An 11,140-nucleotide genomic window follows, 5' to 3' on the forward strand; every position below is an offset into this window, starting at 1 on the left:
CCTCCAGGACTAAAACTTTAGATCATCCACCTCATTAAGCCACTCTTCAATGGTACCGATAACTGATTGAACACATCCATCTTGGAAGGGAGAAACCAAATTCCCCAACTTAACCAAATCCAGAAATGACAAACTTCCGCCAACCTTACATAACCCTAAGTAATCCTGCCAGGCCAGCTTTTCGTCTTCCCGGGATTTCTTCCAAAACTGAAACGCACAAATCTGGGCAAGGGTGTAGTCAATATAATAAAAAGGGTTGCCGAAGATATGACCCTGTTGGTGCCAATATCCCCCGTTCTCCAAATAATCATTATCTTCATAATCTCGATGGGGTAGGTATTTCTTTTCTATAGCACGCCAAGCCGTTTTTCTTTGCTCCGCAGTCGCATCGGGGTTTTCATAGATAAAATGTTGAAATTCATCGACTGTCACTCCATAAGGAATAAAGAGTAACCCCTCACTTAGATGATTAAAGCGATATTTAGCGGCTTCATCTTCAAAAAACAGCTCCATCCAAGGCCAGGCAAAGAACTCCATACTCATGGAATGAATTTCACAGGATTTGTAGGTCGGCCATTGGTATTCCGGTAGGGTATAATGGAGGCTGGAATACACTTGAAAAGCGTGACCCGCTTCATGGGTCAAGACATCCACATCTCCAGAGGTTCCATTAAAATTCGAAAAGATAAAGGGTGCCCGATGCTTACTGATATAGGTACAGTACCCACCGCCAGCCTTCCCCTTTTTGGTGACCAGATCCATAAGCTCGTGATTGACCATATAGGCAAAGAATTCCTCCGTCTCCGGAGATAATTCTGTGTACATCCTTTTGCCCTGCTCAATAACCCAAGCGGGTTCACCATGGGGGTTAGGATTCCCTGAATTAAAGCTAATCTTTTCATCATAGTAATATAATTCCTGTAACCCCAGACGCTGTCGTTGACGTTCCCGCAAACGCGAAGCTACAGGAACAATATCCTCTTGAACCTGCTTGCGGAACTTAGCCACCATTTCCGCATTATAATCGGTGCGCAGCATCCGAGCATACCCCAATCCCACATAATTGGGGTAGCCCAGCTTCTGGGCAATCCGTGTCCGAACCTTTACCAATTGATCAAAAATAGAATCCAAGGTTTCTTCGTGTTCAGCAAAAAAAGCGTATTTCGCTGAACTGGCTTTTTTGCGAAGCTCCCGGTCCGGGGACTGCAAAAATGGCCCTAAACCTGATAGATTGCGCTCTTCCCCTTCAAAGAGAATCTTAGCCGAGGCAATCAGCTTAGTATATTCAGTGGACAATTTATTCTCGATCTGCAAATCTTCGATAATTTCCGGTTTAAAGGTCTTTAAGGTGAGTTCGGCCATGCGGAACAGCTGTTGCCCCCATTTCTTCTCTAACTCCGTGCGGAATGGGGAATCCAGTAATACCTGATAAAATTCCGAAATTAGTCCCTGGTAGATAGGTAGATTTTCGTCAAAGAACTCCTGTTCCCGCTCATAATAGGTGTCATTCGTATCGATGGATTGACGTATCGATGCAATTTGCATCATGGAGTCAAACTCTCCACGCAAGCTATTCAGCTTAACAAGAATGCCATCCTGCTCTTGAAAATGATCCGCTTCCTTAAATTGCTCCAGAAGAGTCCGGAATTCTCCTTGGTACTTTTCTATATCAGGACGTGCATAAGGAAAATCTTGAAATTTCATCTCACTACCCCCATATAAAGCTCACTGGCTTGGATCTAAACAATCCTAATTCCTTAATTTGTAATACCCAAAGCACTTTTTGCCATTTTATCAACATAATCATTGAATTCGTTGCCACTGTGGGCTTTTACCTTTTCAAAGCTATAAATCCCACGATATTGGTTCATCATCTTGGCATAAGCTTGAGTAAATTCGTTTCTTGCCTTCCATTCTCCCGTCGCCCAATGAGCGATTCCGGCGTAATCATGAAGAATGCGGATTTTAACCCCAAGCTGGGACGCTTTTTTTACCGCATAGAGGGCTGCCGCAATCTCTCCAGCCACATTTCGCATGGTTGCTGCCGCGGGATTCTTACCCACATCGCTAGCTTCATAATGAACTCTACCCTCTTTGACAAAAGCATAGGCCCAGGCATACTGGCCATTGACAAAACTTCCATCGGTATAGACTTCATAATCCGCTGGAAAAGAACTACTCTCCGAATTTAACTCCTCAGTGTCTATTGAACTTTGGAACAGTGATTCCCCATTATACCAAGCTTGGGCCTCTTCCCGAGTGGGAAAAGATTTATAAACTGCTCCAGAATAACCATGGATTGCTTTCTTGCACGTTTCCCAGGAGGTAAATACTCCCTTTTCCCGACCGTCACGGACAGCGTAAAACTTCGGTTTTTGATTCCCCATGAAATATATTCCTCATCTGCTAACTTTTTCTTTAATGGTAACACAAGGGTAGACCGCCTCGCAATACATCTTAATTAGTGGCTACTTCCTTGAGGTTCTCGGCGATTTGATTGAGAAGTTTATTTATCTCCTGCTCCACATCCAAGGTCTCCGTATCGCACCACTCACCCCAAAATCCTGTATGGTCTGTATAAATTCGATATAAAGGAACTTCTTCTTTGACCATGATTTCCTTAGCTTCATCCGGTAGGTTATCGCTAATCTTAGTGGCAACGTTCATCGCCATGCAAAGGGTTTCTTCGTTATGGGATAATTGCTCGATGACTTCAAACCCAATCCCTGAGGGTGCCCCTTGTTCATAGTAAAAGCTCATGATCAGGCTATCTAGATTTTCAAGATTTCCCGAGCGTTTTTGGTTTTCTGCCACGATTATTCCTCCCCATCCTTATTTGCTTTAGTTTATCCTTAGGGAGTTGTTTTCAATCCCTTTCGCTTAAGCTAAGCCAGAAGCTCCAAGGTATAGCTTAGTCCCATACCAAGGGAACCCACTAGGCCGAAATAAAGAATGGCAAACTGAACTCGCTCCTTCAAGGGTACCTCATAATAGACTGATAGTTCATGTCGCTTCTTCCAGAGGTTATAGACCTGAAATAAGCCTAAGAACACAATAATTAAGAGGATGGGATTGAAGGACCGAATCATAAGATAGATTAATATCGGGAGACCGACGAGCCATAGGTAGGGGGAAACGGCGGCAACAATTCGTCCTCCATCCAGAGGATGGACGGGAACTAAGTTAAATATATTAAGTAAAAAACCGACATAAGCGAGAACCAAGGCCAGTTCATACCCTGTTAGCCAATAGAGAAACAAGCAGAGTACCGCTGCAAGACTGCCAAAGAGAGGGCCTCCATAGCCGACCTGAGCTTCCATAACTGCATCTTTGGGAGTCTCCTTCATGCCAATGAGAGCCCCAAGAAAGGGAATGAATACGGGACCTGATACCGCTAACCCCACTCGCTTGGCTGTAAGGTAATGTCCCATTTCATGCACAAAAAGCAAGGCCACAAATCCCAAGGCAAATTTTGCGCCATAAAAAACGGCATAGATCCAGACCGTTGCGAGCATAGAAACTGCAGTCGTAGCAAATTTACTAAGCTTAAGAAAGATGAAGAGAAACTTCAGCTTCGACAAAAGAAAAACAATTAAGAATTTCCCCTTTATCAAAAGGGCTATGACAAAGGCAGCTATAGCCATTAACCCCTTCTTCCGCTCTTTTTGAGGAGCCACGTTATGTTCACCATCCAGGTTTAGCTCATCTTCTCGTTCGGGAGAGAATCCTTCCCTATTTTCAATCCAATGCTCTTGTCTATTATTCTCATGGTTAAACTTATCGATGTTCCATCTCTCCTTCCTTGACTTTATCCTCTATACTCTTAACTCTATGCACTTTGGGTGGGCGAAGGATAACTCAACAATCTATAATCTCCAGAACCTTTCTAGTATGGGTTGTATCTGACCATTGTCTTGGAGATAGTGGACATCCTTCCACTCCTTAGGAAAAAGCTGTTTATAGCCTAAGCGCGCAAATCGCTCATCAATTAACAGAATAACCCCGCGATCCTGTTCTGTCCTTATTACTCTTCCACAGGCTTGGAGCACCTTATTCATCCCAGGGTACATATAAGCATATTCAAAACCCTGCCGATAACATTCCTGAAAGTAATTGCGGATTATATCCCGTTCTAAGCCAAGCTGTGGGAGTCCTACACTGACGATGATCGCTCCGGACAAGCGAGTTCCGGTGAGGTCTATCCCTTCTCCGAATACTCCTCCCAGCAAGGCCAAGGCTACCAGACTTTCTTGAGGATCTGCTTGAAAAGCTTCCAGGAATTCTTCTCGATTCTCCTCCGCCATTCCAAAGGTTTGGGGTAAGAGCTTGAGATCAGGATGAAGCATCATCAATCGCTCCCGAACGCGCTCAAGATACTCGTAGGAAGGAAAATAGACTAGATAATTACCTATTCTGCCACGAACAAGACTTATTATGGCTTCCACGACCGAATCCAAGGACAAGGAGCGTTGCTTATATTTTGTGGAGATCTGTTTCTGAATCATGACACAGAGATTTTGCGGCGGAAAGGGAGAAGCTAAGTGCAGCTTATACGAGGTCTTTTCTCCCCCTAAAATTTTAATGAAATACTCTAGGGGACTTAAGGTCGCTGAGAAGAAAATCGCCGCACGTCCCTTGTTTAAGACCTCACTCAACCGCTTGGCGGGATCTACACAAAAAAGCTTAACCCTATAGTCCTCTTCTGTACTCTGATAATAGGTAAGATAATGTTCATCAAAGCTTTCTGCTGTCCGTAAAAAGGCCTGAATACTAAAATACAGCTCTGTTAATTTCTCTTTCCAGGGGGAGTTTTCCTCTTTCTTAAAGATCTTCTCAACTTCATTAACAACTCGTTCTAAGGAGGAGTACAAGGATGTGGGAGCGTCTTTTGCCACCTCAAGTCCTTGCTTTTTAAGCTTCAGAAGATTCCTATTCACCGTTTGGAGTCGCTTTCCTAAAACCGGTTCTTCCTCTTGCACGAGATTTTTAACATGCTGGAGCTCTTCTTTATTGAGTTCTGCAGAAAACATCTCCTGTGCTCGATCAACGAGATTATGAGCTTCATCAATCAAAAAAGTGTAGGCCCCACCTTCAAGAAAAAAGCGTTTGAGAAAAACTCTAGGGTCAAAAACATAATTATAGTCGCAAATGACAAGATCCGCCCAATTGGATAATTCCAAGGAGAATTCAAAGGGACAGATAGCATGAAGCCTACCACAGCGTTCAATCTGCTCTCTGTTCCAAACATCCACTTGAAAAATATCTGCTAATCCTAGGCCTAGCCGGTCATAATACCCTTTGGCAAAGCTACAGTCTTCCGGATTACAATCACAACCAGGATTAAAGCATATCTTGTCCTTGGCCGTAAGGGTGAGCCTCTTGAGAGACAATCCTTGATGCTCAAGCATCAACAAAGAGCTCTCGGCAACGGTACGGGTAATGGTTTTCGCCGTTAAATAAAAAACCGGCGCCTCTTCACCTTCAAGAAGAGCCTTTAAGGCTGGAAAAATCGTCCCCAGTGTTTTGCCGATACCCGTGGGTGCCTGGACATACAGCCTATTGCCCTCTTTAATCGTTTTATAGACAGCAACAACAAGCTCTCGTTGTCCCTTGCGATAAGAGGGATAGGGGAATTCCAGCTGAGCGATGCTCCCATTGCGAAGCTGCACCCAAGCAGAAAGCCGATTAGCCCATGCACAATAGCGCTCAACCAAATCCGTAAAGAAGTTCTCTAATTCCTCACAGCTAAAGATCTTCATAAACTCCTTAGTCTCATGGGTCTCCAGGTGAATATACGTTAATTGAACCTGTATTTGAGCCAGTTCTTCTTGACTAGCCAATATATAAGCATAGCACTGAGCTTGCGCCCAGTGCAAAATGCTGTAGGATTGGTCGATTAAGTCTAACTCCAGAGAAGTCGATTTAATCTCTTCGACAACAACCCCTGATTCACTTCGAAAAATTCCATCTGCTCGCCCATGTATTTCTAAGGTAAGCTCGTCTTGGTGATAAATCGTGTGTAAAGCGACCTCAGGTTGATAATCTTCCCCGCGCTGTTTCTGCAGAATCTGATGAGCACGGGTCCCTTCTATCAACCTAGTCGCACTCCTAAAGCCTGTTTGCAGATCACCCTGTCTTAAGACGAACTCCACTAGGGTTCGAACAGAAACCCTTTGTTTTTTGTCCAAGACTTGCTACTCCTTGTTATGCTAAATCCTTAGTACCTCGATAGATATACGCAAATAGTTCCTCTAGGTCTTCTTCTTCTACGCAGGAAAAAGCGACACGGATATCTGATTCACCCAAGGCAATAACGCCCACCCCATACTCTTGAAGCAAATGCAGTCTTAATTCCTCTGCCTTCACCCCTTTAAGCTTAAGGCACATGAAATAGCCGGAGTTAAAGGGATAATAATCCCAGAGCTCTTGATAGAGGGCGCTATTTAATATCTCTTTGACCTTTAAGGCTCTACCTTCCATAATCTTATACTTTTCTTGCTTTTGCTTCTCAAAGTCTGGCGACTCCAAAGCATGAAGAACAAAAGTTTGTGCAGGGTGTGACGCATTAGAAATGGTGCCACGGATAATAGACTTAGCCTTATTTTCCAAGCACTCACATAGAACGGGACTGGCATCGGCAAAGGTGATAAAGCCCACCCGGAATCCCCATACATACTCTTCTTTGGTGGGACCATCCACTTTAATAGCCAGAATACGGGGATGGATATTAGCGATACGACCAAAGAGGGATTCTTTGATAGAATCCTCATAGAAGAGTCCGAAGTATGCATCATCAGCTATAACCGCCAGATTAATGCCCTGCTCAGCGACTTCCAGCAAGGCTTCGATAATAGCTTCGGCTTCTTCTTCAACGGGAGTATAGCCCGTAGGATTATTCGGGAAATTGAGGAGCAGGACCGCCTTGCCTTGCTCTTTTTGGCCCAGCAAAGCGTCTTTCATTCCCTGAGCATTGAACTTTCCGTCCCCGGTAAAAAAGCTAAAGCTTTTAATTTTCGCATCCCGACGGGTCCCAAAAATCAGAGTATAGTTACCCCATATTTTATCGGGAAGAACTAAAGTGTCTTCGGGATTTAAAAAAAGATCGGCGACGATGCTTAAACCATGAGTTAAGGCATTGGTAACGATCGGTTGTGTAAAGGTTTTACCCAGAAGAGAGGGGTTATCTTTCAGTAATTTTTCTCTCCAGATTCCTCTAAGCTTTGGTTTGCCGGCGGGCGGTGCATAGGTATAAATATCTTGAGGGTTGTACTCGGACAGAGTCTCCTGAATAACAGGCAAGTACATGGGTTGCCCTTTTTCCATAGCCATTCCAATCGTAGCATTAAAACGATAAGCCTTTTCCTTGGCTTCATCGGTCTGAGTCAAGATTCCTTTGGGATAATATAAATTTCTTCCTAAATCTGAGAGGAGCTCGTATACATGAGGATTTTCATTTTTGATCTGCTCATTGAGTTCCCTTGCGATATCATGCATGAGATTTCTTCCTTTCTCTTTGGCACAATTCTTTGTCTTATTCTATATTATTCAACAAATAAATGCTCTGATCTCCTAAAGAGTATATATTCTATCTAAAGATCCCTTTATGATTCGATACAAACTCAAAAAGTTCCTCCCCATTTACACGAGTATATAGAATACATGATTAATACAAGGAATGACGGCTGACCTTCGACAACCGTCATCTGCTTAGATCTTTTCTTCTGAGCGAATTTCCCTGACTTCAAAATGAGCGTGCTCTAAAACTTGAGCAAGCACTTCTAAGGGGGTCGTAGCAACCTCTCGATACATACGATGGGTGTATAGATGATGAATATTTGGCAACTCTTGTTGGAGATTTTTGCGGATCTTCTCTCCTGAGTCATCGGCATCGACCAGAAGATACACTTCTGACTCTTCAAGTTCGGTGGCCCATTCTTCAATTTTTTCATAACCCATGGTTCCATGACTACAGAGTATTTCCACGGGCTCAACTAAAATTTCCTGAAGACGTTCTTTATCCGTTTTTCCTTCGACAATAATGATTTTAGACATCCGCTTTCCTCCAATCCTATTATTTGTTGGAAAAAGACCTAAACAAATCGTTAGGTCTAGGATGGCTAAAAAGTCCTTCGCTTCATACATTTTTAAACAATATTAATGTTCCTCTGAGAAATGCTCTCCGCAATCTTTTTCTCATCCGGTACTGAGTTCTCTTCATTAATTTGGGCAGACCAGCCTTCACTCATCATTCTCCCCATAACCTGCGCAGCATTGATAGCATCGTCTAAAGCCGAGTGGAGAATCCCAATTTGCTCGATACCATTCTCTTCAATGGCCCTTTTTAATGAAAGCAAACGATCCAGTGAACGATAAGCTTTGTACTCTTCCGCTAAATCAACGTAGTTATCCCAGATGAACGGATATGCCAAACCATATTTTTCACAGACACTACCCAGTACTTTACGATCTGCATCTCCCCAGGCAACTAGATAAGAATCACGCTGTGGTGCCAGTTCTTGAAGGTGGCTAATCGCCTCTTCCAAGCTAACCCCACGATCCACATCCTCCTGACGGATACCCGTAATCCCATAGCTTTCGTCTGCTAGACGAGGCCAAAATTGCGGTTTCACAAAAGCGCTATAGGTTTTATCCCCTAATTTGCCATTCTGATCTAGAACAATGGCACCCACTTCGATAATTTCAGAAAACCAGGCCCGGGGCTTACCATAACTGCGCGGTACGGAAAACTCAAAATCCACAACTAAAAAGTCCATTATGTAATCTCCACTCCTTAAAAATTTATTCTGTAACTTCGCGGATTTTTTCTATTCTTGTCAGCACTGAAGGATGGGTGTAGCTCAGCCATTCGACGAATCTAGGAGGGGATAAATCAGAGCGATTCTTCAAGGCAAGATTCGTCTGCAAATGGATAGCCGCCGAGGGGTCTCCCGTCAATAAGACTGCTGATTGGTCCGCTTCAATTTCCATCTGTCGAGAAATCGAATTTTGTAACGGGGCACTGACAAAATTGGTAAGCAAAACAAACAAGAGCAACACAGCCCAGATTAGCGGTGGAACATGATATTTAGAAATATACGCACGAAGAATAAGATACGCTCCACCCCACACCAGAAAGCTTCCCAAGATTCCTAAGGTGAGTCCCTTGGCAATATGACCCTTTTGCCAGTGTGCCATTTCATGAGCAATAACAGCTTTTATTTCTGCTAAGGAATACTGGTTGAGAAGATTATCGTAAAGCACAATTCGTTTGGTCCCACCCACCCCGGCGAAATAAGCGTTGGCTTTGGTCGTTCTTCGGCTGGCGTCCATAACCTGGATTTCCTTTATTTCTAAATTAGCCTTATCCGCGAGCTCATAAACCATTTCGGTAATTATCGGGTCTTCAATTGGCTGAAAATGATTAAACATAGGCGCAATCAGGATGGGCCAAAGTATACTTTGCATAACCAACCATAGAGAAAAGAAAACACCGCAAATTATCCACCAGATTCTTGGCCAGGTATGAAAAGCTAGAAATAAGAGGATGACACCCACTCCGCCGAGTGCAATATCAAGCAGGGATTGTTTTAAATAATCTACCCCCCATGATCCGAGGGATTGGGTAGAGAATTCCCAGAGATGCTGCCAGTAGAAGGAACTAAAAAACGCAAATGGCAAACGTATTAAAGCTAGTATCACCCAGATTATCAGGTAAAACACGATATAGCCACGCCATGGATTGTTTTGATTCCTCTGTTCGCACCATTGGGAAAGACTGCTGGCTCGACCTGAGGCTAGAAATCCTATCAGGAAAAGAGCCTGCACCATAAAGCTGAGAATGTAGGACATTCTCGTTCCTTTACTATAATCTTGTCCTTGCTGAACCTGATCCAAGCCAAAGAGTTGTATTGCCTCTGGCCGAATAGGCCCAGGAAAAAGGACATACCATAAATACAGCAGGCTAAAGAGGAGAGCGAAACTCATGAGTGGCATCCAAATCATCGTACTACGGGTTTTCAATCCTCTACTCCTCCTTGGCATCAGTGCCTTGAACCTATTACAGACAAGAAATTGAGTATACCACTATGTATATGTCTCCCAAAGGGAAATATGGCGTAGATCATGATAAAAGAAAAAATTACTAGCCGTTTGGTTTGAGAACCAGAAACAGACCACCCATCATCACGATTACTCCGAGTAGACGTAAGCTATCCACGGGCACCTTAGCTACACCGAGTAGTCCAAAATGATCGATGATAAGTCCCACCATAATTTGACCGAGCACTGCAGCGGTTAATACACTCGTCACCCCAATCCGCTGGACAGAAAGAATCGAGCAAGTCACAGCAACGGCACCTAAGGCTCCTCCAACCAGCCATAGCTTAGGCACTTGGGTAACTTGACTGAGATTACCCCTGCCGAAGAAGAATACAGCAAATAGCAAACAAATCATCCCAATAGTAAAGGAAACCAGCGCTCCCTCTATACTCCCGATCCGCTTACCTAAGGCTCCATTGATCGGGGTCTGGATTCCAAGTAACATTCCTCCGAATAAGGCAACGAATACAAAAAAAGCTTTCATGGACAATCTCCTTCATTAGCTCTAGCGCTTGCTCTAGTCGAACTAAAGCACTATCCAATCTATTATACAACTTTTATTCCACAAAAGACTATAACGAAAAGACTACAAAAAAGCTTACCCTGGACAGGCAAGCTTTAAGTTAATTATATCCTCAGTTCGAGCATCTTAAACTAAGACTTGTTTTTTGGAGATCAACTTATTTGCGGATAAAATGTTTCGCATACGGTTTGTTCAGGAGAATGTGAGCTTTCATTACGGATGGCAACTTGGTCAGCATGGCACATTTCTGAAGAATTATAGGTGCAATTTACTGCCTTACAATGAACCTTAGGGTCCATAACCGGCTCTGAAGATACCATCTGCTTTAAAGACCCGCTATAATTCATATTTCCCATCGATGACACGTAGTTGCCCAGACTCTTCGAATTAAATGTTCCACAGAAGGTATTATCTCCCCCTGTGGTTTGACCTCCTTGAACTTCAATTTCCTCTGCTGAACAAAGTTGACTGCGATTATACACGCAATTAACCGCATCACATTTTAGTTGAATGCTCATA

11 protein-coding genes are annotated in these 11,140 nt (G+C 43.5%); all 11 read right to left on the reverse strand.

Annotated elements, in window-relative coordinates:
• Positions 1-9: 9 nt before the first annotated feature.
• On the reverse strand, positions 10-1,704 hold the full coding sequence (locus DESDI_RS09810) for a M3 family oligoendopeptidase (protein WP_015262456.1): 1,695 nt from the start codon (positions 1,702-1,704) through the stop codon (positions 10-12).
• A gap of 53 nt (positions 1,705-1,757) precedes the next feature.
• Positions 1,758-2,387 (reverse strand): ribonuclease H1 domain-containing protein, encoded by a 630-nt coding sequence (locus tag DESDI_RS09815; RefSeq protein WP_015262457.1) that lies wholly within the window; start codon positions 2,385-2,387, stop codon positions 1,758-1,760.
• Positions 2,388-2,457: 70 nt separating this feature from the next.
• Positions 2,458-2,814, reverse strand: a complete 357-nt coding sequence (locus DESDI_RS09820; RefSeq protein WP_015262458.1) for a hypothetical protein — start codon at positions 2,812-2,814, stop codon at positions 2,458-2,460.
• A gap of 71 nt (positions 2,815-2,885) precedes the next feature.
• Complete coding sequence (locus DESDI_RS09825) at positions 2,886-3,677, reverse strand: site-2 protease family protein (protein WP_242825385.1); 792 nt, start codon at positions 3,675-3,677, stop codon at positions 2,886-2,888.
• A 189-nt stretch (positions 3,678-3,866) separates the two neighbouring features.
• Positions 3,867-6,188: an ATP-dependent DNA helicase gene (locus DESDI_RS09830; RefSeq protein WP_015262460.1), complete on the reverse strand. Its 2,322-nt coding sequence runs from the start codon at positions 6,186-6,188 to the stop codon at positions 3,867-3,869.
• A gap of 16 nt (positions 6,189-6,204) precedes the next feature.
• The gene (locus DESDI_RS09835; RefSeq protein WP_015262461.1) at positions 6,205-7,494 is read right to left on the reverse strand and encodes an aminotransferase class I/II-fold pyridoxal phosphate-dependent enzyme; all 1,290 of its coding nucleotides are present in this window, start codon (positions 7,492-7,494) and stop codon (positions 6,205-6,207) included.
• Between the two features lie 213 nt (positions 7,495-7,707).
• On the reverse strand, positions 7,708-8,052 hold the full coding sequence (locus tag DESDI_RS09840; protein WP_015262462.1) for a toprim domain-containing protein: 345 nt from the start codon (positions 8,050-8,052) through the stop codon (positions 7,708-7,710).
• 92 nt (positions 8,053-8,144) lie between these two features.
• Positions 8,145-8,774, reverse strand: a complete 630-nt coding sequence (gene kapD / locus DESDI_RS09845) for a 3'-5' exonuclease KapD (protein WP_015262463.1) — start codon at positions 8,772-8,774, stop codon at positions 8,145-8,147.
• A gap of 25 nt (positions 8,775-8,799) precedes the next feature.
• A complete protein-coding gene (locus tag DESDI_RS09850; protein WP_015262464.1) occupies positions 8,800-10,020 on the reverse strand; it encodes a M48 family metallopeptidase in 1,221 nt (406 codons plus the stop codon).
• A gap of 121 nt (positions 10,021-10,141) precedes the next feature.
• A complete protein-coding gene (locus DESDI_RS09855; RefSeq protein ID WP_015262465.1) occupies positions 10,142-10,582 on the reverse strand; it encodes a DMT family transporter in 441 nt (146 codons plus the stop codon).
• A gap of 191 nt (positions 10,583-10,773) precedes the next feature.
• Positions 10,774-11,139, reverse strand: coding sequence for a DUF1540 domain-containing protein (locus DESDI_RS09860; RefSeq protein ID WP_015262466.1), 366 nt, complete (start codon positions 11,137-11,139; stop codon positions 10,774-10,776).
• Position 11,140: the final 1 nt, after the last annotated feature.

The sequence above is a fragment of the Desulfitobacterium dichloroeliminans LMG P-21439 genome, assembly GCF_000243135.2.
GTDB classification, from domain to species: domain Bacteria; phylum Bacillota; class Desulfitobacteriia; order Desulfitobacteriales; family Desulfitobacteriaceae; genus Desulfitobacterium; species Desulfitobacterium dichloroeliminans.

Excerpts from the sequence above, each read along its gene's own strand:
- DESDI_RS09810 (WP_015262456.1), bottom strand. The coding sequence starts at position 1,704 with ATGAAATTTCAAGATTTTCCTTATGCACGTCCTGATATAGAAAAGTAC.
- DESDI_RS09815 (WP_015262457.1), bottom strand. The coding sequence starts at position 2,387 with ATGGGGAATCAAAAACCGAAGTTTTACGCTGTCCGTGACGGTCGGGAA.
- DESDI_RS09835 (WP_015262461.1), bottom strand. The coding sequence starts at position 7,494 with ATGCATGATATCGCAAGGGAACTCAATGAGCAGATCAAAAATGAAAAT.
- DESDI_RS09840 (WP_015262462.1), bottom strand. The coding sequence starts at position 8,052 with ATGTCTAAAATCATTATTGTCGAAGGAAAAACGGATAAAGAACGTCTT.
- kapD (WP_015262463.1), bottom strand. The coding sequence starts at position 8,774 with ATGGACTTTTTAGTTGTGGATTTTGAGTTTTCCGTACCGCGCAGTTAT.
- DESDI_RS09855 (WP_015262465.1), bottom strand. The coding sequence starts at position 10,582 with ATGAAAGCTTTTTTTGTATTCGTTGCCTTATTCGGAGGAATGTTACTT.
- DESDI_RS09860 (WP_015262466.1), bottom strand. The coding sequence starts at position 11,139 with ATGAGCATTCAACTAAAATGTGATGCGGTTAATTGCGTGTATAATCGC.